The following is a 23,816-nucleotide window of genomic DNA, read 5'->3' as shown; positions in this document are numbered from 1 at the left end:
AAGCCCTGTAAATTTTTTGCTTCCCACCAGTAACCTTTTATGGGAAAGACAGTATTCGATTTATCATCCGGTTGTTTTACCGGCTAAAGGTTGAATTACTTTCCACCAAAGCTTACGGTTATGAAAAATCGAAAAATAATCCTGCTTGTCATTGTAGTCCTGGCCTTATTTTCATTTCACAATGCTCAAAAAAAGTTTTACATTTTGGTGAAAACAAAAATTCAATCATATCAAATGGGTGAGACCTATTCAAGGCTCACCGGACTGAAACCAAAAAAACAGCACGGCGCTTACCCTGTGGCTGATAAAAACGACAAAAACGTACAACTTATTTATTTCAGGCTGGAGTAAGCATATGGTGCTTCCTTCCTTGTAGGCCAAAGAGGCGCAGTAAATAGCACAAGCGTTTCGTGGCTATTGCACAACTTGAGAATTTAGCTGTATTTTCATTGTATTGGGCAAAACCTCTGTGCCTCTTAGTGCCTTGGTGCCTCCGTGGTGAAAAATGGTGAACCACAAAGACACAAAGGCACTAAGAGACACAAAGAATTTTGTCCAAAACGTTGCGCAAAACCCACGGAACACTTGCGCCATGCTTCGAACTAATGTACGATGCCTTAAACACCTGATTTTCTAATAAATCAAGATCGATTGGTTTCACTATCGATTGGTTTCACTAAAACGCGTACTGGTTTTAAAGCCTTTATTTGATACCTGCGTTGGCGTAGCAACGTTTTTTTTCACGATCGACAAATTCACCGGCTGCAATTTTCCCCTTAACTGAATAGCTCCTATTTCCTTGAAAATAAACATGTTGCAGACTTTCAGGCGATCTATCAGTTCCTGCGATATCAACAGGTTGGAGTTAAATCTTTTGCACGCATCCTGAATGCGGGAGGTTGTATTAAGCACATCACCCGAAAATATGATATCTTTTTTAATAGTTCCTACCTCACCTACCGTTACTTCACCACAATGTAGTCCGGCCTTGTATCCGGGAACGAGACCATATTGCTCCATATATTTAGTAGAAAGCATTTCAATAGTCTCTTGAATATCAAAAAAACATTGCAGGCAATGGGCATGGCGTAAGCCTTGCTCCATCTTCCAGGAAACTACTATTTCGTCGCCTACATATTGATAAATCTCACCATAGTTCTTCATAATTGGTTTTGTAATATCCTGAAAAAATGAGCGCAGCAATTCAAAATAACGGATGTTTCCTAATTCCTCGGCAATGGCGGTGGAAGAAGTGATATCGAGGAACATGAATATTCTTTCTTCCTGCTTTGGTTTATGATATTTGCCTTTTAACAAATTCCACAAAACCCCTTGCCCGTATTTATCATTTATTTGCAAAACAATTAAGGTAAGCGAAGAGAGGATAGTCCAGTTGAGTAATATACTCAAATAAGCAGGGCCTGTGTAGAAAAGCCAGACTTTTTTCAAAAGCATTGGACCATTTAAAGTAAGATCTGTGCTCAGGAAATTGTAAAATATTAACGCAGGCAGGCTCACCAGCGTAATAATAATAACAAAGATGATGGTATTAAAAAGCAATGAGAACCACAAAGGTTTACTCTTAAAACGATCTTTGAGATAAAAAACAATAAAAGGCGCCGCCAGCAAACTGGCTATAAATACAGCAAACAAAGTAGTAAGAGCAGTTGTAGCCCCGCTGTAATTCTCAATTCCGGAGAATTTTAATTCTGACTGAAATAAATACTCTTGAAGTACAATGAGCATCGAAATAACCAGCCATGAAAGTGCAATATAAAAAACCTGGCTGATTTTGATTTTAACAGCGTTGGATAATGGCATACGGAATTGATTTTATCCTATAATATACGTAATTATAGCAAAAGGTTTATTGGTGTGGCAAGTTGCCATAAAAAAGTAGTATGAAATTAAGGTATATTGGCTTATTTACGCTCTTATCGATCATTACTTCTTGTCAGCAATCCCCTGATTTTGATGTCATTATCAAAGGAGGAACCATTTACGACGGAACGGGCAGTCAGCCATTTATCGGCGACATAGCCATTAAGGGTGATACAATCGCCGCCATCGGAAACCTCAAGGAGTTTACCGGGCATGAGGAATGGTACGCTAAGGGGTTGGCAGTTTCACCGGGATTTATTAACATGTTGAGCTGGGCTACGGAAACATTAATGGTTGACGGCCGATCGGAAAGCTATATCCGCCAGGGTGTTACGTTGGAGGTATTTGGTGAAGGGTGGTCGATGGGCCCTTTGAATGAGCAGATGAAGAAAGAAGTTGCCCGCGGGCAAAATGACTACACTTTTGATATTACTTGGACTTCATTGGGCGAATACCTCACGCACCTTGAAGAAAAAGGTGTATCCACCAATGTCGCATCATTTGTGGGGGCAACCACCATAAGGATTCATGTTTTAGGTTATGATAACCGGCAGGCCAGCCGGGAAGAGTTGGAAGAAATGAAAAAACTTGTTGCGGAGGCCATGGAAGAAGGGGCTATGGGTTTGGGGTCCTCTCTGATTTATGCACCTGCATTTTATGCCTCTACGGAAGAATTAATTGCTTTATGTGAGGTCGTTGCATCTTACGGCGGTATGTATATTTCGCACCTGCGCAGCGAGGGCAACCATTGATGGAGGCAGTAGATGAATTTCTGTTAATCGCCAGGAAAGCCAAAATTCCAGCCGAAATTTATCATTTGAAAGCAGGCGGGGAAAAAAACTGGTGGAAAATGGACAGTGTAATTGCCAAAATTGAAGGAGCACAAAGGGACGGTTTAAAGATAACGGCCAATATGTATACTTATACCGCCGGTGCTACGGGATTAGATGCGGCCATGCCACCATGGGTACAGGAAGGAGGCCACGCTGCCTGGGTAGCAAGGTTAAAAGACCCTGACATTCGCCGCCAGGTGATTAAGGAGATCAAAACGGATGCCACTGACTGGGAAAATCTCTATTACGCAGCAGGTACGCCTGAAAAAGTTATTCTTGTAGGGTTCAAAAATGATTCTCTGAAATATTTGACCGGAAAATCCGTAGCCGAGGTCGCTGTTATGCACGGGAAGTCGCCGGAAGAAACGATGATAGATCTTGTCATCAATGACGACAGCCGGGTAGAAACGGTTTACTTTCTGATGTCAGAAAAAAATATTGCCAGACAAATCGGTATGCCGTGGGTAAGTTTTGGCTCCGATGCTGGTTCCATGAGTCCACAAGGTTTTTTTCTAAAGCAAAATCCACACCCAAGGGCTTATGGAAATTTTGCCAGGTTGCTTGGAAGATATGTCAGAGAAAAAAATTTAATCAGTCTTGAAGAAGCAGTCAGAAGGTTGACCTCATTGCCCGCAGAAAATCTCAAAATAAAAAAAAGAGGGCTTCTCAAAGTGGGCAATTACGCTGATGTGGTTGTTTTTAACCCTGAAACTATTACTGATTTAGCTACCTTTAACACGCCGCACCAGTTAGCAGTAGGTGTTGTCCACGTTTTTGTAAATGGCGAACAAGTGCTGAAAGACGGTATACATACAGGAGCAACCCCCGGTCGCGTAGTATGGGGGCCGGGATGGGTGATGGGTAATTAAAAATTGACAATGGATAATTGTCAATTTTTTTTAATCGGTTTACTCTATAACATTATCAATTCAACAATTGTCAATTGCCCAAAACAAGCTTTTGGCTGTATTTACCATGGTTAGTTTCCAGCAGGAGAAAATAAATGCCCTGGCCCTGACTGGTAAAATCGAAGGCTACGGAATTGTTTCCAGCCATTTTCCGGCCCAGATACCGGGCTTCTACAACCTTTCCAGTCGCGTCGATTAATTTAAAATGGACAACATCTGATTCGGGCAGGAAATAATTAACGGTAGCAGGGCCCAGTGACGGATTAGGGAAGGAGATAAAGGAAAGTCCCTGGGTGTTCGCCTCGTCCTCAATGCCAACCGGCCCGATATTCGGTTTTTCCTGTTGGATAAAGAGGTTATCTATTAGCCAGCCCCACCCTACAGTGACGGGGTCTGAAAACAATCTGAATCTGAAAATGACCGTATCATTCGGGTTAAACTTATCCAGCAAATCAATATCATGCGCAAAAAACAAACCAGGATCACCATCATTGTCAGTATCATTTTGATAACGGTTCAACCAAAGGGAGCTCAGGCTGGCATCATAACCATCGGCAATTGGAATCCAGTTTAATCCATCCTTCGTTCCTTCTACCACCACATAATCATAAAATTCCCGTTCCGGAAATACCGCACCTGTCTCCCCGGTTTCTATGATCGCTACATCATCATATTGAAATCTGGCATTTTCCTGCGCTATGACAATAGGTACATTAAGTTGATAAATGTATTGGGTATTGGCATCATAGTCGTGCGGGCTGTTAATCGCTGCGTTGAAGAATCCATCGGCTGTGCCAATGTTGAATCCATTCCCTGTAAAGTCGCTGTCATTGCCATCATTAAAATCGTTGCCGTAAGAAGTTGCCGGAGGCTCTATGGCGGAAAGTTGCAGGGATTTTTCATTAGATAAATAGGCTTTCCCGCTTAAAAATGATCGGGCGATCACAGAAACCGTACCATTCGCAGGCAGGTTGTCCACCGTAAAAATCACATTGTCCACCGCTGTTGCACCGATGCTTCCCACCCTTTCATCATCGATGAGTATCTGTGTCGAATCGTAGGGTGACCGAAGGGATACATCCACATTCAGCTTGCCTAAGGCGTTAAATCCGGTGTTTTCAATAAAAGGCACAAAAGTAACAGCCGGAAGGTCCGGTATGGTGGTGGTCCAGATACCTCTGCCGTGGGTGGCGATTACCACCTGGTCGTCCTGTACTTTCATGTCCCATACCGAAGTGCCAGGTAAATTATCATTCAATAAATTCCAGGTCCCGCCATTATCCTTGGATTCTACAATGCCAATATCCGTACCTACCCAGATTGTATTGGTTTCATGGGGCAAAACCAACAGGGAATAGACAGCCACATCCGGAAATCCTTTGCTACTCTCATCTCCTCCGTCAAACCCAGTAATATCTTCCCAGGTTTGCCCCAGGTCAGTGGTTTTTATCACCTTTGGGGCGTCGGCAATCGAAAACAAGGCATAAGCGGTAGAATCCTCTTCGGGGTGCGTAGCCAGACCGGAAAGCAACCCGATCGGTGCGTTGTTAAGATTATTGGTGACACTAAACGAGATACCTCCATCAATGGACACATGCAATCTGTTAACCGAAGTCATGCCCGTTCCTGCCCACACAATCCTGTTATTGGCGATGGATACCTTAACATCTGAGGTAGATCTAAGATTAAAATTATTAGTTAACGGGGTAACCTCCCATCTTCCTCCGAAATCATCAGAAACCCAGACACCTGTTGCCCCGATAGCATAAAGCACATCGGGATTACTTTTGGAATTGGCGATTTTGGTGATAAAAGGGGCATTTCCAGCCCCTACATCCGTCATTCCCGAAGTAGCTACCACCCAGCTAAGACCACCATCGATCGATCTCGCGAGGCCGTTAAACTGCGAACCACCAATGATTTTGTTGGGATCGGCATTGTTCCAAACCGTTTCAAACCCATCTCCTCCGAGCTGCCGAATATATTTAGTTGTTGAGGTGGCATTCTGTCCGGTAGGTGATCTCCAGGTCCCATTGTCCTGCATACCTCCGATGTATTCATCAACTCCCGGCTTTTTATCTATTCCGTAAAACTGGCTGGTGTTGTAACCATAACCTGCAAAAGTAAAATCACCATCATTGACAGCAGGATCGGTACTGATATTTGACTCATGAACACCACCATCATTTACTGTAATGAGTTTAAAAGTCTCCTGGCTTTCGTCAATTTTAAAGGTGTACAGTCCGTGATGATCAGGGTGTACACCGATCTGGAAATCGAGGCCAAAGGATTGTGAAAAGGAGTTTTTACCGCCACGTGCATTATAAGCATCCGTGACTATCTCGGTTTCTCTCAACCTTGTTTCTATTGATCCGAAATTGATTCTGAAAACAGATGGCGGCAGGTTATCTGAATTCCATACTGCTCCGCCTGATAACACAGGCCAGAAGAAATACATGGCCTGATGCTGTTGGCCTCGATTGATGCCGCCATTGACCGCTATATTTCCGTCGGGCGTGTTGGAATAATCCACTTTGTGGATAAACAAATACTCCCGGCTATGATTAGCCGGATTACCTGAGGTATTTTCAGTGATCAGATTAAATACGCCATCTTCCTGCTGGTCCCTGAAAGAAACCATTAACTGCCGGTTATTATCAATATCCCATACCTGAAACGGAACATCTACATAATCCCTGTAAATATATCCATTGTCCGGCACGCCTGCTCCCCGCCCTGACACAGTAAAACGATGGGCTTTTTGCGACAGGCCTGGTCCAAACCGCACCTCAACCGAAACCAAATCCGGTAAGTCCACCGATTCCCTGTCGATCCTGCCTCCAAAAAAATCACCACCAAAGCTGATAAGGTTCATGAAGCTACGGGTGCCTTCTTCATCTACAGAAGTAACGGTGGGGTTGCCCGTTATGGTTCCGGGTTTCATGGTGACTTTCCATAAATCCACACCACCGAAATAAACAATATCCTCATTATAGGGATGAACCACAATCGTATTATCATAACTACCCTGGCCCCCTAAAAAGTCAAAATTCACCCCATTGTTTTCTTCCAGCACCAACGACCAGGTAGCACCTGCATTATCAGAAATGTAGAGATCAGACCCATTGCCAGACAACGTCCCTTCCACCGAAGCAAAAAGCCGTTGTGTATTTGTAGGTGAAACGGCCAATTCCAACCGGCCTGAAGGAGCCAGACCGTTGCTTGCATTCTCCCAGGACTGCCCGGCATCGGTTGATTTTATCACGCCAACCCCATTTTCAGTCGCATACAAAACATTAAAATTGCCCGGTGTGTCCACAATTTGCTCTACAGAGGCCACCCCCTGGTAAACCTGTGTCCAGGAAACTCCGCCATCGACAGAGCGATAAATACCCGAACGAAAATTTCCGGAAATAGCGCTGTTTACAGTGGCAGCCAGCACCAGATCAGGATTGTCAGGATCTACCACTACCCTGTTTACATTTCCGAAATCCTCGGTATTCGCTGTTGAAGCAAGCTGGGTCCACGTATCACCACCATCCGTGGACTTAAATATACCATCCCCGTCAATACCATCGCTGGCAAATGATTCGCCGGTACCTGCATAAATGATATCCGGGTTTCCGGTGGCTTGTGCCAGGGTTGTAACAGCTATGTTAGAAAGGTCAGGGGTTTTGTTTTCCCAGGATTGGCCTGCATCAGTCGTTTTCCATATCCCACCTCCTACAGCACCGGCTATCCAGCTATTACCCTGTTGATCTCCGGGTTGCACCAGCAAGGCCCTGGTTCGTCCCGGTACATTAAATGGCCCCCTTTCCACCCATTGAACCGCCTGAGTACGGCTGCTTGATCTTCTTACAGCAAGTCTGTGGCTGGCCTTACTTAATTCAATCAATTTGTAGTTTCCGGGATAGACAGAAGTATAGTCACCCGCTCCGGTCCTGATCAGCCGGTGATATTCACCATACTGGTTGGGATGATCAAATTTTGTAATGCCCAGCGACTTTTGCCGCCTTTTTCTTTCCAGCCGCCGCGCCCAGATCTCTTCAGGCGTATAACGCTTTTTTGGATTTACATTTAATGTAGAATCAGCATCGAAGCCCGTCGTAAAATATATGCCCACTGCTAACCCGAGGATTACGGCAATAATCCAAATCTTCTTCATATCAAATAATGCTTATCTATTTGGCGTTTTAATCGTTTTTAGTAACGTTGTCAATTATTTTTTCTTCTTTGACATCAAAATAATAGGTGCTGTATCCTTCCGGATAATCCTTCGTTCTGTTGCCGGCACCGGCAGTAATTTTTACTAGGGTGTCGTTTTCCCACTCCACATGACCATTTTGTAGTTTGTCCTGATAGAGTATTTTTTGGTTAGTCGCATCATAGACCAAAAAAAACACCTGCCCGGAGTGAGGCGGTTTGCCAGACCTGTGGCAAAGCCAATAGCGATCGTCACCATTGGTTACCTGCTGATATGCACCGCCGAGTTGTTCTTTGATAAACTCCCGGTGGTCAACTTCCTTACTTGTATCGAGATTTTTCTTTGCTGGTTGACAGGCAATCAGGAAAAGCAATAAAATCAAACAAATTTTCATCTTCTTTTACTCGGTCTGTTAAACTCACCACTGTTAAGAACCAAATATTTCTCAAAATAGTTTACTGAATTTTATCGCATCCTAATGTGCATAATACAAAGTGCCGTTAAATTCCCCTACCTGTTAATCCATTTATGACATGATCAACCAACTTTTTTTTTGCGTCAGATCCGCATATCGATGAGACGACTACACTGCCCCGTTATCAATATCACAAGGAGTATGAATCTCATCATGTATAAATCAGATGAGCCATACAATTATCGCCTTGAAGCCGCTTAACTCAAAGATTTGACAGCAAACGATGGTAAAACCAGTGAGACCCCAAGCGCATTGGCAGTTGGGAAAAAATGATTTGTAAAGCTACTTTTCCTGGCTATTGCAACGCTTTCCTGACCCAACTTCCAATGAAATTTTATTCATCAACCTACTAATAGGCAATTAATTGAGGTAAAAATTACATGCTGACCCCTGTCCCCCGACACCTCACCCCTGATCCATACCCCCTCGATACCCAACATTCATACCACTCATTTACTCCCGGCACTTCTTACTTTCGCCACTTCTTCAGGCGTGACCGGACCGGAATCATTTTCAAAATTACTCCTCACATAAGTAAGCACACCGGCAATTTCCTCATCCGATAAAAAATTATGGGGAGTCATAACACCGTTATAGGCCTCTCCATTAACAGGATATTGTCCACCCTGCGAGCCATTCAGAACAATCTTAATCAACTGAGTTTTGTCTCCGTTAACCCATTCGGTTTTAATAAGTGGAGGATTCAAACCCGGTACACCGGCACCGTCCTTCATATGGCACACTACACAATATTGGTTGAATATCTTTTCACCGACCAAAGGATCTCCTGTGGTTTTCGCTACCTCTGTGGTACGCTCATTCTCCTGGGTTTCAGAGGTCTCATTAGCACGTTCATTTTTCTGTGGGGAAGAACAAGCCGCCGCCAGGACCAGCACTGCAATAAGTACAAACTTTAAATCACTCATGTCACAATTGCGGTTTCTTAATAGACTGTTTATCATGTTTTTGCAAGGTGTAATATTTCAATTTCCGGGGCAAATTTAAAAAGTTTTATCAATTGATTAAGTAAATCTTGCACTTAATGATTGTTAAAAGAATGATTCCTGTGCTCCAACTAAGTGAATAATTCCGTATATTAAATATCCATTTTACCTTATCCTTATGTGTCACCATGAAAAACCGACTGACAAGGCGCTCACCTTTCAAGAAAGGAGCGGCGGTAAAACTCGGGCTACCCGTTGTGGGGCTAAGCTCAGCTCTTGAAGATATAATTGCCAAAACCAAATATATGGACGAAATCGGCATCCAGCTTTATACCGTAAGCAATCAACTGGCGGAAAACCCTGAAAAAACGCTGGCGTCCATTGCCAATTTAGGTTTCAAACACGTGGAATTAATGGATATAACCAGCGCCGGGAACCTGATGCCCTACCCCAAAGACCTGGGGCTTATGGTAAGAAGTTCATTTTTTCTTTGGACCCACCTGACCGGCAGGTGGGATCTGGCAGAAAAAAATAACCTGCCAAAACAACCTGAAGGTTATGGTTTTAACCGGATTCCAGATGATGCGGAAGCCTTTGGGTTGAAGCATCTGGTATTTGGGGACATACTTTCCGACGAAAGAAGTACCATGGATGATTATAAAAGAAAGGCCGAAAACTTGGGTGAGGAGTGCCCTATTGAACAGGACCACTCACCTGATCCGATGAATAGCATCAAACAAAGCATTTCTTACTTAAAAGGCATTTAAATGGTTCTCTTTTGCAGAGTTTGCTGTTACCTGTTTTTATTGATTGCCCTCTTTAGCTGTCAGCCTGAAAGTCAAAATGTGGACTGGCCAGCTTATCTCGGCGATAAATCCAGTTCACAATACTCATCACTCACACAAATCAATCCTTCGAATGTCGATCGATTGTCCGTATCATGGACCTTTAAAAGTGGTGATGCTGACCCTGAGAATCGCTCTCAGATACAGTGCAATCCTCTGATTATCAAAGGAGTATTATACGGAAGTTCAGCAAAGCTTAAATTTTTTGCCTTAGACGCGGCTACGGGCGACCAGTTGTGGAGGTTTAATCCTTTTGAAGAAGAATATGAAATGTTGGGCATAGGCGTAAACAGGGGATTGGCATACTGGGAAGATGGAAATGATGCCCGGTTGCTGGTAACAGCCGGTTCATATCTTTTTGCTATCGATGCCAAAGACGGGAAAATAATCGAAAGTTTCGGCCAGCATGGTAAGGTCGACCTGCACAAAGGGTTAGGAAGGGAGGTTGACGATCGTTCAGTGACAGCGAATTCACCGGGAATCATCTTTGAAAATTTATTAATCCTGGGAACGCGTGTTTCTGAGGAGAAAGGAGCAGCTCCCGGCCATATCAGGGCCTACAATGTATTGACAGGAAAAGTAGCCTGGATTTTTCATACTATTCCCAAGCCGGGGGAATTCGGAGCAGAAACGTGGCCTGAGAATGCATGGCATGAAACCGGAGGGACAAATGCCTGGAGCGGAATGAGTCTCGATGAAAAAAGGGGCGTTGTCTACATCCCCACCGGCTCTGCGTCTTATGATTTTTATGGGGCCGACAGGCATGGACAGAACCTTTTTGCCAACTGCATACTCGCCCTCAATGCCCGTACCGGTGAAAGGCTCTGGCACTTTCAAACTGTACACCATGATCTTTGGGACAGGGACCTGCCTGCACCACCTAACCTTGTAACGGTTAATCACAATGGAAAAGAAATAGAAGCCCTGGCGCAAATCACCAAATCCGGATATGTTTTCCTGTTTGACAGAGACTCAGGCGAACCCTTGTTTCCAATCAAAGAGATTCCAGTCCCTGCATCAGATCTGCCGGGTGAGCAGTCATGGCCTACCCAGCCCCTGCCGGTCAAGCCACCACCTTTTGCCCGTCAGTTTTTAACGGAAGAAAATATCACTAATATTTCGCAGGAAAGTCATGATTATGTTAAAGAAATTTTAAGCCGCACCAGGACCGGGGCACAGTTTATCCCTCCCAGTGAGGAAGGGACTGTTATCTTTCCCGGATTCGATGGTGGTGGAGAGTGGGGAGGGGCAGCGGTGGATCCTGAGTCGGGTATTCTGTACGTCAATGCCAATGAGATGCCATGGATATTGACGATGGTTCCGGTTAAAAAGGACCGGAGCAATCTGGCCTATAACCGCGGTGAAGGCATCTACAGGCAATATTGTGGCGGTTGCCATGGTATTGATAAAAAGGGCGGAACATTTATGGGCAAAGTTCCTGACCTCAAACAGCTTAGGGAGAGGTATGAGCCTTCCGGAGTGAGGCAAATCCTAAAGAGTGGCAAAGGGGTAATGCCCGCATTCAACTGGCTGCAAGACCGGCAACTGGAGGTTTTAGAGGCCTATTTGTTTGAATTAAAAGACCTCACTGTTGCCACAGATGACAATACAGGTGACTTGCCGGAAGAAAGTACCTACACTACCACCGGTTATATCCGGTTTAAAGATCCCGAGGGTTATCCGGCCGTGCAACCTCCATGGGGAACGTTGAATGCCATAGATCTGAATAAAGGTGAAATATTATGGCAGGTACCTCTGGGAGAATTTAAAGATTTGACCGCAAGGGGCATACCGGTAACGGGCACTGAAAACTACGGGGGACCGGTGGTTACAAAAAGCGGGCTTCTATTTATAGGGGCCACCCAGGACGAAATGTTCAGGGCGTTTGACATAAAGGATGGGAAAATTTTATGGGAGCATAAGTTACCGGCGGGTGGGTATGCCACGCCCAGCACCTATAGGGTCGATGGCAAACAATATGTAGTTATCGCCTGTGGCGGCGGAAAAATGGGAACTGACTCCGGAGATACTTATATTGCCTTTGCATTACCTTAAATATTTAAAATTGATAAAATGAAATTAGGATTTGTAAGTGCCATACTTCCGGATTTAAGTCTGGAACAAGTGTTAAATTTTGCAGGGGAAGAAGGGTATGATTGTGTTGAAGTACTGTGCTGGCCCAAAGGGAAAGCCACCAGAAGATATGCCGGTGTAACACATATTGACGTCGAAAATTTTGGCAAAAAAGAGGCAGAAGAAGTGATCGCCCTGACCAAAAAAACCGGCGTCGGCATTAGCGCGCTTGGTTACTATCCCAACCCGCTTTCTCCAAATGCAAAAGAGGCTGCGGTCGCGGTCGACCATATAAAAAAAGTAATCAAGGCCAGTGCTTTGTTCGGAATTAATCAAATGAATACCTTCATTGGCAGGGATTGGCAAAAATCCGTAGATGAAAACTGGCCCCAATTCAAAAAAACCTGGAAACCCATTATCAGGTTCGCTGAGAAACAAGGTGTAAAAATCGGCATCGAAAATTGTCCCATGAGTTTTACTGCTGATGAATGGCCCGGAGGAAAGAATCTTGCTACTACCCCGGCCATATGGGAAAAGATGTTTCAGGACATTCAAAGCGATTACTTTGGCCTTAATTATGATCCTTCCCATTTCATTTGGCAGCATATGGACTCCCTCAAACCCATACGCACGTGGGGCCACAAGATTTTTCACGTCCATGCAAAAGATGTACGCCTGGACCATGAACGGCTGGATCAGGTGGGTATCATGGCCCATCCCAATGAATATCACACCCCTAAGCTGCCAGGTATGGGTGATGTAAATTGGGGGAAATTTTTCTCCTACCTGGGCGAACAAAAATACACCGGCCCGGTCTGCGTAGAGGTGGAAGACAGAGTCTTTGAAGGCTCCCTGGCAAAAAGAAAAGCATCTCTCCGGCAAAGCGCTACCTATCTGAGGCAGTTTATGCCCAAAATATAATAAAGGCTGCTCCCCTCCGTGCCTTGGTGCTTACGTGGTGAAAAATGGTGAACCACCAAGACACAAAGAGACACAAAGGCATGGAGAGATCTAAAGGGGTTTATCAGAGCTCCCTGATCCAAATATTACGGTAACTCACCGGGTTGTTATGATCCTGCAAAACCAGCGGCAATTTTTCAGCATGGGCTTTGTATTTTGGTTTTCCAATGTACATGGAAGGCCCCTCCAATTCGACACTGTTTTGTATTAAAACCCCGTTGTGAATAACGGTGACCCTCGCCGGACGCCCAAGGGAGCCATCGGACTTAAACAATGGCGCCTGGTAGATGATATCGTAAGTTTGCCACTCCCCAGGCGGACGGCAGGCATTGGCCAGCGGAATGTGCTGCTTATAGATACTTCCTGCTTGTCCATTGGCGTATGTGCGGTTTTCGTAGGAATCCAGTACTTGCACCTCATACAATCCTTGAAGAAAAATTCCACTGTTGCCCCTACCCTGGCCTTCGCCTTCTATTTTGGTCGGTGTACGCCACTCAATGTGTAATTGAACATCACCAAACGCCCTTTTGGTTTGTATGGCCCCTGTTTGCGGCTTCACGGTCATAGCCCCACCTTCAAGCACCCATGGCGCTTCGCCATCTTTGCCCTTCCATTCTTTAAGACTACTGCCGTCAAACAATACAATAGCATCGGAAGGTGGGGCATTGTTTACCCCGGGTGTAACAACTTTTGGTTCAGGCTCCCATACTTCTGTTAACTTGGGATCGCCCTTCTCCTGACCTTTCACAATGGATAATGTCGAAAGAAGAACTATAAAAAAGGCCGGTTTTTTAAATTGATAATTTGGTTTCATGGACTAGGGTCTTTATATTTCTCTATTTAATTCGTTACCGTTAATATAGGCTATTATAAAGGCAACAAAAAGCGATATTAAGGTTAAAACGGGGCTAATCGACTCTTTATTGGTTTTTATTCTTCGAACCCACAAAAAAATAGTTGTATATCGATGGTCAAAAAGCCATTGTTAACCATCTTCATTATATGAGCTGTAAAATAACACTTTTTTTATCCATCCTTTTCCTGCACTTCCTCAATGTTTCAAAGGCACAACAAGCATCCCCTTTCCCTGCTGGTAAAGTCATGGAAAGTGAAGCTTTCAACAGCAAAATCCTGAGCAAGGAGGTCAAATATACCATCTACCTGCCTCCGGGATATGATCACTCTAACCGGAAGTATCCGGTGGTTTATTTACTTCATGGCTACACAGACTCTGACATTGCCTGGGTTCAATTTGGTGAAATTCAGGCCATTGCCGACAAGGGCATTAATGAACAGACAATTACTCCCATGATTATTGTGACACCCGATGCCGGGGTAACTTGGTACATTAATGATCACGAAGGAAAAGTGAAATATGAAGATATGTTTATCCGGGAATTTATCCCTTATATCGACCAAAACTACCGCACCAGGACCAAAAAAGAATTCCGGGCAATCAGTGGGTTATCAATGGGCGGATACGGAGCATTTATTTATGCGATCAAACACCCGGACTTATTTGCGGCCTGCGCCCCTTTGAGCGCAGCCTTTTACACACAAGAAGAAGTAGTGAATTATGATCAGGACCGATGGGACAGGATAGAATCAGTCATGTATGGCAAAAACCTGAAAGGTAAAAGCCGGATAACTGCTCACTGGAAAGCCAACAACCCCTTTTATATTTTAGAAAAGGCCGATGTTAAGGCTATCAAGTCTGTCAGGTATTATTTTGATTGCGGAGATGACGATTTCCTTTATAAAGGAAACAATAAAATGCACACAGTCTTAAGGGACATGGAAATACCCCATGAATTCAGAATCAGGGATGGGGGTCATACCTGGGAATACTGGCGAACAGGTGTCCTTGACGCACTGGTGTTTATCAGCCAGGGCTTTCACCGTTAGCAGAGAAAAAGCTGAAAGTGGTTTGACACCAATCCAGGATAAAAACATGTGGCTGGTATAAAACATATAACTAGCACAAACGCCCCATGACTACAGCACAACCTAAGAATGTGCCAACATTTTTATTATATCACCCAAAACCTCCGTGTCTCTTTGTGTCTTTGTGCCTCCGTGGTGAATAATGGTTAACCACCAAGACACAAAGAGGCACAAAGATACTGAGAATTTGTACCGGAAAAGTGGCATAACCGTCATGAGACACCCTCGCTAACCCGGTTTAAATCAAAACATTGATTATTAAATGGTTGCAGGTTACTCTATGGAAGAATAACCTTGGGATATTTTTGAAGAATTAAAAATATAATTATATTAAGGGTAAATATAGAAACATCCTTATCCCCAACTAACTAAACATTAAAATAATAATAGGCAATAAGTTTATCCTTCGTTTTGTGTTGCTATTAATAGAAGACTTAATGTAAGATTATTTTAACAGACCTTTTTGAATTAAATTCATTTCTATGAGTAAAACTATTGACAGAAGGGGTGCGCTGAAAACAGTGACCCTGATGATGGGTGGAACGGTAATGACACCTGCCTTGGTAAGCATACTGCAAAGTTGCCAGCAAGCCAGGGATCAGCTTGATTGGGTACCGGTTTTTTTCGACGAAAATCAGGCCCGCATGATTATGGAGGTTTCTGAACACATTATTCCGAAAACCGATACTCCTGGTGCTAAAGAAGCTGGCGTACACATTTTCATCGACGCATTCGTCAAACACTGTGTACCGGCAAAACTTCAAAATGTCATTCCGAACGGATTAGCAAATCTTGAAAACAAATCCCAATCGAGGTTCCGGAAAAGCTTTTTGGACCTGAGCAAAGAAGAGCAGATTGCGACGCTTACCGAAATTGCCGAAGAGGATTACAGTCAGGAAAAAGAAAGTGGAACACCCGCCTATTTGCAGGGCGGACAGGAGGTGCCTGCTTTTTTCAAGACGATGAAACAACTGACATTGATGGGATATTTTAACTCTGAAAAAGGTGCTACGGAAGCCCTTGCATTTGTGGATATACCCGGGGAGTATGAACCTTGTATACCATTGGAAGAAGGGCAGAAAGCCTGGGCACTTTAAAGTAAACGGGTTATCAGGATTAAACACTTAAACTATGAATTTGAATATTAAAGCCAAAAAGCAAAATACATATGATGCCATTGTAGTCGGTTCCGGAATTAGCGGGGGCTGGGCTGCCAAGGAATTATGCGAGAAAGGACTGAAAACGCTGGTACTTGAGCGGGGAAGGGATGTAAAACATATCAAAGATTACCCTACTATGCACCTGAAACCATGGGAATTACCAAATAGTGACCAGGTTTCAGAAGAAGAAAAGAAAAAATACCAAAAACAAAGCCGCACCGGATACACCATCAGGGAGTCTACGAAACATTGGTTTGTCAATGACCTGGAAAACCCATACACCGAAGTCAAAAGATTTGACTGGATGCGAGGTTATCACGTGGGAGGCAGGTCTATTATGTGGGGGAGACATTCTTATCGCTGGAGTGATTTGGACTTCGAAGCCAACGCAAAAGATGGTTTTGGTGTAGATTGGCCCATAAGATACAAGGACATCGCACCCTGGTATGACTATGTGGAAGAATTTGCAGGCATACAGGGACAGGCAGAAGGGCTGCCCCAGTTGCCGGATGGAAAGTTTTTGCCGGCCATGCAACTAAATTGCCTCGAAACACATGCCAGGGACAAGATCCTGGAGAGCTTTCCGGACCGCCTGCTCACAATTGGCCGTACTGCCAATCTAAGCGTACCTCATAAGGGGCGAGGAAAATGTATGAATAGAAACCGGTGTATCAGAGGGTGCCCTTACGGAGGCTACTTCAGCAGCAACGCATCTACATTACCCGCGGCTGAAAAAACCGGTAATATGACTTTAAGACCACATTCCATTGTTAACTCCATCATCTATGACGCTGAATCTGGCAAAGCAACCGGGGTAAAGGTCATTGATGCTGAGTCCAATGAAATGATAGAGTATTATGCCAGGATTATCTTCTTGAATGCTTCGGCTTTAGGTAGTACTTTCATTTTGTTAAATTCAAAATCTGACAGATTTCCTGATGGTTTAGGCAATGACAGTGGTGAGCTTGGACATAACCTGATGGACCATCATTTCAGGGTGGGTGCGCGAGGTGATTATGATGGCTTCGCAGATAAGTATTATTCCGGAAGAAGGCCAACCGGCTTCTATATTCCACGGTTCAGAAATGTAAAGGAACAACGCAGTGATTATCTGAGAGGGTATGGTTACCAGGGAGGTGCCGGAAGGGAAAACTGGCAACGTGGCGTAAAGGAAATGAGTTTTGGGGCTGATTTTAAGAATGAAATAGTGTTGCCAGGTAAATGGACTATGGGAATGACTGCCTTCGGTGAATGCCTGCCGTACCATGAAAATAAGGTAACTTTGAATGAGGAGGTCAAAGATAAATGGGGACAGTCAACCTTAACCATTGACTGTGAATTCAAGGAAAATGAGTTAACCATGAGAAAAGATATGGCAACGGCCGCAGCGGAAATGCTCGAGGCGGTCGGCATGAAAAACATAGCTACTTATGATAGTATCGGTGGTCCTGGATTGGGTATCCATGAAATGGGCACAGCCAGAATGGGGCGTGATCCGAAGACCTCGGTCCTCAACGCTTTCAATCAGGTACATGCGGTACCCAACGTGTTTGTCACTGATGGCGCCTGCATGACCTCAGCGGCTTGTCAAAATCCTTCCTTAACCTATATGGCACTTACAGCCAGGGCATGTGATCATGCGGTTAAGGAGATTAATAGGACAAATCTTTAAGTATAAGTATGATGTAATGGACAGTTGACAATGGAAAATGGACAATTATTTTACGGTATACACCCTTGGACCGGCGATTATGAAATCATCGCATCCTCTTATCATTAAGGCCATAGGATAGTGCAGGTCTAGCGGGGCTTTTGCACAACGTTTTGGACAAAATTCTTTGCTCAATAAAATGAAAATACAGGCATATGTTTGAGTCGTGCAACAGCCACGAGACGCTTGCGGCTTAGTAATAGTATACATCAACAGTCAAACCCGGAACTCGGAACCCTGTTCAAAACCGAAAAACTAGTGCACATTCAATCTGCCTCTTCTGCCACGGTGATGGCTACCTGACGGGGTAAGACGGTACGTTACCTCGTTGATAATTTCGTCAAACCTCGATTTTTGGCTTTCATTACAAATATTTCGCAGTTTCTCAAAATGAGTAAAGGTGAGGGAATCAATGGCCGATTGCGTCTTGCCAATCTGCTCCAACAACTGCTGTTTTTCTACAAAGATATTTTTTCGCCCCAACAGGTCGAACAACGCCCGCTTAAGCCTTCTCATCTCTTTAAATGCTGGTTCCACTTCCTGAAAATGCTCCTTTCTAAGCCGCTTATATTCCTTAACCTGTTCCCTGGAAAAGTCCAGCTTCCTTGCCACAAATAACTCCATTCTGGCCTGACCCCGGCCACGGTCCCGATGACTGTACTTTGAAGGTGGCCCCTTCCAGAAAAATAAAATAAGAGAGACATTTAACAACGCCAACAGGATTATTAAAAAAATATATATGCCCGATTTAGTAAAATAACGCATCATTTATTCAATTAACTGGTAAATACTACCGCTGTCAATCCGGTAATCATTCATAAATGCACTAAACCCGTCGCTTTGAGTACTGTATCCCGACTCATAATTTATCACCACATAAAAGTTCAGACACAGTAACAAAAATACACTGGCAACCGCCATGATCAACTGTGGGTTTAGAAACAAAGACCAAAATCCCTTCTCGCCCTGCTGCATCCGGGCCTTTAATCTGGTATAAAAAAAAGGTTTTACCCTTGCTCGCTTCACATGATTCAGAGAGGAGAGCGTGTCGGCAATTTTTTTATCAATAGCTTCTTTATTCGATTTCATAGCATATAAACTGTATTAATAAATTTCCAAGTACATACAACCAAGCCTTGTTTCCCTTTGCGTTTTTGTGGTGTTTCTTTTTTCACCACAAAGACACAAAGGGGCACAGAGGTAACTGATCCGCAAAGGAAAATTTGGAGGTATTCCCGACTTGTACAACCGCCAAAGGACATTTGGAATCGTTGTTGTTTTCATATTGTAGTAATCAGTAATCATCGGTACCTTTGTAAAAATCAGCTAACAGCTTTTGTAATTTCTTTTTTGCCCTGAACATCAATGACTCAACTGATGACAGGCTCAATTGTAAGATCTTACTTATTTCCTGGTAACTCAGGCCTTCTACCTTGTGAAGGGTAAAGACGACTTTTTGGTTTTCAGGCAATTTGGCTATAGCCGCGAATAAAACCCTGGCGTTCTCTTTATGCTCTAATTGTACACCAGGATGCTCAAAATCAGCAACATACAACTTTTTGTTTTCCGGCATAACAAAAATATTTGTAAAAAAAGCAAATCTTTTTTGCCGTTTTTGTTTTCGTATCAATTCCAAAGACTTATTAATTGCAATCCTGTAAATCCAGGTAGATAACTTTGCCCCACCTCTGAATTTTCCAATGGCGTTAAAGACTTCAATAAAAACCTCCTGTGAGATGTCTTCTGCATCTTCGGGAGAATGCAAAAATCCAAGGACAGTATTATAGACCTTATCCTGGTACAACTCAACCAATTTTTTAAATGCATCTTCATCCCCCTTTTGCAAGGGTTTTATTAAAACCTTTTCGTCCAAGCTTGAATTTTAATTATTTAGATGACTTAAATATTTTTAACTTGCGATTTAATTTAATTTTTTTTTATGGAAATACTTGATTTAAACCATGTGGCCATTCATGTTAGTGACCTTTCGGCCAGTATTTCATTTTACAAAGATAAACTGGGCCTGGAGCAAATAGCCAGGCCTGACTTCGATTTCGGGGGCGCCTGGTTTCGGTTAGGAACCAGGCAGGAGTTGCATTTAATAGCAGGCAGAAAAGCGCCGGTTAACTCATTGCAAAGAGGAACCCATTTTGCCTTGCAGGTAAGCGCTATCAAAAAAGTTGAAGATCAGCTTAAAAGGGCCAATGTTACCCATAACCCCAAAAAACAGAGACCCGATGGGGCCTGGCAGATTTTCCTGCAGGATCCGGATGGTTATTTTATTGAATTATGCGAATTACCAAACGCCGGCTAATGATACCTGAAGGCCTTGAATCCAGTAGATTAAACTACTGTAACTTAACCACGGATGACTACGAGAGCTTGCTGCCTTTTTTCAAAAGCAAAGAGGCCACAAAGTTTTACTACCTGGATCAACCGCCGGAAACCGCCTGTAAAGCATGGATAGAAAGGCAATTGCAACGCTACAAAGAGGACGGATATGGCTTATGTGCCATGATTGAAAAATCCACCGGTCAATTTGCAGGGCAATGTGGATTGTTAAAGCAAATTGTAGACGAGACACCAGAGCTGGAGATTGGCTACAGTTTACTGCCGGATTTTTGGTCGCAGGGATTTGCCACTGAGGCAGCCAGATTTTTCAGGGACTTTGCCTTTCAAAAGCAAATGGCTGATTCAATTATCTCCATCATCGATATTAACAATATCGGATCTCAAAAGGTCGCTTATAACAATGGCATGCAAATCGATAAAAAAACACAGTTTAAAAACATGCAGGTTTATATCTTCCGGATCACCTTTTTACAATGGAAACGTTAGATGCTCAATCACTCCTCACCCGGCAAATCGCTGCGGGGTGGGAATGAACCGGGTGATCCGGAAGAAAAGCTGTCAGAAACCGCCTGGCTTTCCTCCTGTTTTAATCCTGAAAAAGAGGCGTCTGCTGGTTGCTCCCCGCCTCCCGGAGCTGATTTTTCATCCTCTCCTTTGTATTTGATAAGTCCCACAGTCATTAATATACTACTGACAATAATCACCAGCAGCAAGGTAGCAGAATTAAACGAATCAATAGCCAATTCCTCCGGTATGGCAAAAAACAGCAAAATAGTAATCAAACCCCTGGGGGCCACCAGAACACCGGGCTTTAATTGTTCTTTGCTTAAACCCGCCATTACCCCAAACCTTAATGCATAAATAAAGATAAGTATCAGCAATCCCATCAGATAAACCGTGATATCGTTTAAGCCACTGATAGTGATAGACATTCCGAAAGCAATAAAAAAGAAAGTCCTTACAATAAATGAGCTTTCAAGAGTAAGTAACTTTATGTCTGCCAGTAACTTGTCAAACCCTGTCACATCTATAAACTTTTTCAAAGAGCCCCTGAAAAAGAGATCCACATTATTGATCATCAATCCAAAGGCCAGCACAAAGATCAACGAGGACAAATGAAACAGTTTTCCCACTGAGTAAAGTAATAGTAATGTGGCCATAGGCAAAAACAACTTCACCTGGGCCTCGATTCTCTGCATAAACAGGATGATGACAAATCCCAGAATGACGGAAATGACCAGTGTAATGGCAATATTGGTAAAAATACTGGTGGTAATCTCACCTGCGGTATCCATGGCGGCGGAGTCCAGCACAAAATAAAAGAACATGATGCCCAGAATATCTGAAAAAGCGGCCTCACAGATCAGGAATTCTTTTTTGATATGGGACAAATTCGAGACACTGGGGATAATAATAGCACTACTCATGATGGACAGGGGAATGGCATAAACCAGGGCATTGAATATGCTTACGTCATTAAAAAACCTTATGACCATTGCTATGCATATAGAAGTCAAAATCAACAAAATCAACGCTATCAAAAAAGCTTTGCCGATGAGCCCCATATTTTCCTTTTCCAATTTCAGGTCCAGGGCAGCTTCCAGTACAATCATTATCAATCCGATCGTACCCAGTATTTCCAGAACCGGCCTTATGGTCGGTTGATCTATAGCCACAAAGCTTCCCAGCACAAATCCTGTGATAATCAGCAATATGACAGAAGGAATATTGGTTTTTTGGGCGATGGCATTATAAATAAAGGACAGGATGATAATAAGTGATACCCCAATGGTTACCCAATAAATGTTGATGTCTTCCATGTTATTTTATTTAAACTGCAAGTTGGGAAAAAATAATTGACTTTTTGGCAGTTTTATTAGTTCGGTTCAAAATTTAAAACTATTTTTGAACAAGAATTTCATTTTTCCGTTAAAAAAGACAACAAAATCATTAAATTGCAGTAAATCATAAACAGATGTATAAATCTTTCCAAACTTGTTGCTGTAGCTGTTGTTGTTTCCAGTATCATGGTGGAAAGGAGAATCATATACGCTGATTTGTAATAAAATAACTAAAGAATTAGAAAGCCTTTCCACACGGAAAGGCTTTTTTGTTGTTAATGTCCATATAATTATGATTTCAGATATAGTAGATACGCAACTAAAACAAAGAATTGAACAGGTAGGGCGGTTTATAGGACATACCCCTCTTTTTCCCATTCAACGATTATACCGAAAACCTAAGGTTAAAATCCTGGTCAAGCTGGAATGGCAGCAGTTGGGTAATAGTGTAAAAGCGAGACCGGCTTTCAACATTATAAAAAGTGCTGTGGATAACGGTAAGCTGACCGGCGAAAAGCACCTTTTGGATGCCACCAGCGGAAATACCGGTATAGCCTACGCAGCAATCGCAGCGGCCTCGGGGATGAACGTTTCACTGTGCTTGCCGGAAAATGCTTCCCGGGAGAGAAAAACCATGCTGAAATCCTATGGGGTAGCTATAATTTATACCTCCCCTTTCGAAGGGACCGACGGCGCCCAGTTACAGGCAAAATCATTGATGGAAGAAAACCCTTTGAAGTATTTTTATGCTGATCAATATGCCAATAACAACAATTGGCTTGCTCACTACCATACCACAGGCAAAGAGGTATTTGAACAAACAGGTGGGGAAATCACGCATTTTGTTGCAGGTTTGGGCACCACCGGTACGTTTAGAGGGACTATCACAAGGTTAAAGGAACTAAATCCTGAAATTAAGGCTATCGCTTTACATCCTGACAGTGCCATGCATGGTCTTGAGGGGTGGAAACACATGGAAACAGCCATTGTGCCAAAAATCTATGATAGCAAGCTGGCCGATGAAAATCTTTTGATTGACTCAATGGAGGCTACCAACCTCATTAAGGAAATAGCCCGATCTGAAGGGTTGTTGGTAAGCCCTTCCTCAGCCGCTAACCTTGTAGGTGCTATTAGAGTAGCTGAATCCATCGACGAAGGAACCATCGTCACGGTTTTTCCTGATGATGCTTCCAAATACAGTGAAGTGATTGAAAAATTATTCAAATAAAATTGAAGCTTACAATACATAAAAAGGCCCTCGATACTATGCACAGCCATGCGGAATCCACTTTTCCGAATGAGTGCTGCGGTTTCTTTTACGGTAGTGACCAAACCGTAAGAAACGTAACCCTGGCAGTTCCCGTAGAAAACAGCAAAGAGGGCGATCAGCGCAGAAGGTTCGAAATTTCAGCTTTCGATTACATGCAGGCCGAAAAATTCGCCACCGAAAATGACCTGACCCTTTTAGGCATTTACCATTCGCATCCGAATCACCCTGCGAGGCCTTCGGAGCATGATTTGAAACAAGCAGTTCCGTTTTTCTCTTATATCATTGTATCGGTAATGAATGGGAAAGTGGCAGATACAACCTCCTGGCAATTAAATGATGAACTGAAATTTGTTGAAGAAAAGATTGAAAATGAAATCGTCACTAAATAAAATATGACAGGTAAGTATTATTGAAT

At 43.4% G+C, this 23,816-nt stretch carries 22 protein-coding genes; 13 read left to right on the top strand and 9 right to left on the bottom strand.

Going from position 1 to position 23,816, the window contains the following annotated elements; translation table 11 throughout:
- The first annotated feature begins 120 nt into the window (after window positions 1-120).
- On the top strand, window positions 121-351 hold the full coding sequence (locus tag AC04NP_RS10580; protein ID WP_482859710.1) for a hypothetical protein: 231 nt from the start codon (window positions 121-123) through the stop codon (window positions 349-351).
- A 309-nt stretch (window positions 352-660) separates the two neighbouring features.
- Here the strand turns inward: AC04NP_RS10580 and AC04NP_RS10575 are convergent, their stop codons facing one another.
- Window positions 661-1,821 carry an adenylate/guanylate cyclase domain-containing protein gene (locus AC04NP_RS10575; protein ID WP_482859709.1) on the bottom strand — a complete coding sequence of 387 codons (1,161 nt, stop codon included), beginning with the start codon at window positions 1,819-1,821 and terminating at the stop codon, window positions 661-663.
- Between the two features lie 80 nt (window positions 1,822-1,901).
- Between AC04NP_RS10575 and AC04NP_RS10570 the strand changes: the two genes are divergently transcribed.
- Both AC04NP_RS10570 and AC04NP_RS10565 read left to right on the top strand, forming a co-directional pair.
- Window positions 1,902-2,633, top strand: coding sequence for an N-acyl-D-amino-acid deacylase family protein (locus AC04NP_RS10570; protein WP_482859708.1), 732 nt, complete (start codon window positions 1,902-1,904; stop codon window positions 2,631-2,633).
- The gene (locus tag AC04NP_RS10565) at window positions 2,633-3,583 is read left to right on the top strand and encodes an N-acyl-D-amino-acid deacylase family protein (RefSeq protein WP_482859707.1); all 951 of its coding nucleotides are present in this window, start codon (window positions 2,633-2,635) and stop codon (window positions 3,581-3,583) included. The genes AC04NP_RS10570 and AC04NP_RS10565 overlap by 1 nt, the downstream gene beginning before the upstream one ends.
- 70 nt (window positions 3,584-3,653) lie before the next feature.
- On the opposite strand, the gene AC04NP_RS10560 is transcribed toward AC04NP_RS10565, so the two are convergent.
- The 3 genes from AC04NP_RS10560 to AC04NP_RS10550 form a co-directional block, all read right to left on the bottom strand.
- Window positions 3,654-7,787, bottom strand: coding sequence for a VPS10 domain-containing protein (locus tag AC04NP_RS10560; RefSeq protein ID WP_482859706.1), 4,134 nt, complete (start codon window positions 7,785-7,787; stop codon window positions 3,654-3,656).
- Between the two features lie 28 nt (window positions 7,788-7,815).
- Window positions 7,816-8,220 carry a hypothetical protein gene (locus AC04NP_RS10555; protein WP_482859705.1) on the bottom strand — a complete coding sequence of 135 codons (405 nt, stop codon included), beginning with the start codon at window positions 8,218-8,220 and terminating at the stop codon, window positions 7,816-7,818.
- A gap of 530 nt (window positions 8,221-8,750) precedes the next feature.
- Window positions 8,751-9,227, bottom strand: coding sequence for a c-type cytochrome (locus AC04NP_RS10550; protein ID WP_482859704.1), 477 nt, complete (start codon window positions 9,225-9,227; stop codon window positions 8,751-8,753).
- A 206-nt stretch (window positions 9,228-9,433) separates the two neighbouring features.
- On the opposite strand from AC04NP_RS10550, the gene AC04NP_RS10545 reads away from it, so the two are divergent.
- Genes AC04NP_RS10545 through AC04NP_RS10535 form a run of 3 tightly spaced genes read left to right on the top strand, consistent with a single transcriptional unit; the run spans window position 9,434 to window position 13,084 of the window.
- Window positions 9,434-10,012, top strand: coding sequence for a hypothetical protein (locus tag AC04NP_RS10545; RefSeq protein WP_482859703.1), 579 nt, complete (start codon window positions 9,434-9,436; stop codon window positions 10,010-10,012).
- The gene (locus AC04NP_RS10540) at window positions 10,013-12,145 is read left to right on the top strand and encodes an outer membrane protein assembly factor BamB family protein (RefSeq protein ID WP_482859702.1); all 2,133 of its coding nucleotides are present in this window, start codon (window positions 10,013-10,015) and stop codon (window positions 12,143-12,145) included.
- 18 nt (window positions 12,146-12,163) lie between these two features.
- On the top strand, window positions 12,164-13,084 hold the full coding sequence (locus AC04NP_RS10535) for a sugar phosphate isomerase/epimerase family protein (RefSeq protein WP_482859701.1): 921 nt from the start codon (window positions 12,164-12,166) through the stop codon (window positions 13,082-13,084).
- 103 nt (window positions 13,085-13,187) lie between these two features.
- Here AC04NP_RS10535 and AC04NP_RS10530 read toward each other — a convergent pair whose 3' ends face one another.
- On the bottom strand, window positions 13,188-13,937 hold the full coding sequence (locus tag AC04NP_RS10530; RefSeq protein WP_482859700.1) for a 3-keto-disaccharide hydrolase: 750 nt from the start codon (window positions 13,935-13,937) through the stop codon (window positions 13,188-13,190).
- Window positions 13,938-14,125: 188 nt separating this feature from the next.
- Between AC04NP_RS10530 and AC04NP_RS10525 the strand changes: the two genes are divergently transcribed.
- The 3 genes from AC04NP_RS10525 (at window position 14,126) to AC04NP_RS10515 (ending at window position 17,899) form a co-directional block, all read left to right on the top strand.
- On the top strand, window positions 14,126-15,028 hold the full coding sequence (locus AC04NP_RS10525; protein ID WP_482859699.1) for an alpha/beta hydrolase: 903 nt from the start codon (window positions 14,126-14,128) through the stop codon (window positions 15,026-15,028).
- A gap of 521 nt (window positions 15,029-15,549) precedes the next feature.
- Entirely contained in the window at window positions 15,550-16,164 is a 615-nt protein-coding gene (locus AC04NP_RS10520) for a gluconate 2-dehydrogenase subunit 3 family protein (protein WP_482859698.1), read from the top strand.
- 34 nt (window positions 16,165-16,198) lie between these two features.
- On the top strand, window positions 16,199-17,899 hold the full coding sequence (locus AC04NP_RS10515; RefSeq protein ID WP_482859697.1) for a GMC oxidoreductase: 1,701 nt from the start codon (window positions 16,199-16,201) through the stop codon (window positions 17,897-17,899).
- Window positions 17,900-18,193: 294 nt separating this feature from the next.
- On the opposite strand, the gene AC04NP_RS10510 is transcribed toward AC04NP_RS10515, so the two are convergent.
- From AC04NP_RS10510 to AC04NP_RS10500, 3 genes are all read right to left on the bottom strand, one after another.
- Window positions 18,194-18,706 carry a Spy/CpxP family protein refolding chaperone gene (locus AC04NP_RS10510; RefSeq protein WP_482859696.1) on the bottom strand — a complete coding sequence of 171 codons (513 nt, stop codon included), beginning with the start codon at window positions 18,704-18,706 and terminating at the stop codon, window positions 18,194-18,196.
- The gene (locus AC04NP_RS10505; RefSeq protein WP_482859695.1) at window positions 18,707-19,027 is read right to left on the bottom strand and encodes a hypothetical protein; all 321 of its coding nucleotides are present in this window, start codon (window positions 19,025-19,027) and stop codon (window positions 18,707-18,709) included. It lies immediately after the preceding gene.
- Window positions 19,028-19,232: 205 nt separating this feature from the next.
- Window positions 19,233-19,811, bottom strand: a complete 579-nt coding sequence (locus tag AC04NP_RS10500) for an RNA polymerase sigma factor (RefSeq protein ID WP_482859694.1) — start codon at window positions 19,809-19,811, stop codon at window positions 19,233-19,235.
- Between the two features lie 66 nt (window positions 19,812-19,877).
- Between AC04NP_RS10500 and AC04NP_RS10495 the strand changes: the two genes are divergently transcribed.
- Complete coding sequence (locus AC04NP_RS10495) at window positions 19,878-20,252, top strand: VOC family protein (RefSeq protein WP_482859693.1); 375 nt, start codon at window positions 19,878-19,880, stop codon at window positions 20,250-20,252.
- The gene (locus AC04NP_RS10490) at window positions 20,252-20,776 is read left to right on the top strand and encodes a GNAT family N-acetyltransferase (RefSeq protein ID WP_482859692.1); all 525 of its coding nucleotides are present in this window, start codon (window positions 20,252-20,254) and stop codon (window positions 20,774-20,776) included. The genes AC04NP_RS10495 and AC04NP_RS10490 overlap by 1 nt, the downstream gene beginning before the upstream one ends.
- 8 nt (window positions 20,777-20,784) lie before the next feature.
- On the opposite strand, the gene AC04NP_RS10485 is transcribed toward AC04NP_RS10490, so the two are convergent.
- Window positions 20,785-22,110, bottom strand: coding sequence for a cation:proton antiporter domain-containing protein (locus tag AC04NP_RS10485; protein WP_482859691.1), 1,326 nt, complete (start codon window positions 22,108-22,110; stop codon window positions 20,785-20,787).
- A gap of 313 nt (window positions 22,111-22,423) precedes the next feature.
- On the opposite strand from AC04NP_RS10485, the gene AC04NP_RS10480 reads away from it, so the two are divergent.
- Complete coding sequence (locus AC04NP_RS10480; protein ID WP_482859690.1) at window positions 22,424-23,359, top strand: PLP-dependent cysteine synthase family protein; 936 nt, start codon at window positions 22,424-22,426, stop codon at window positions 23,357-23,359.
- A gap of 2 nt (window positions 23,360-23,361) precedes the next feature.
- Window positions 23,362-23,790, top strand: a complete 429-nt coding sequence (locus AC04NP_RS10475) for a M67 family metallopeptidase (protein ID WP_482859689.1) — start codon at window positions 23,362-23,364, stop codon at window positions 23,788-23,790.
- Window positions 23,791-23,816: the final 26 nt, after the last annotated feature.

The organism is Agaribacillus sp. DX54 (assembly GCF_056858335.1).
This window is presented reverse-complemented; position numbering and strand designations above follow the sequence as displayed.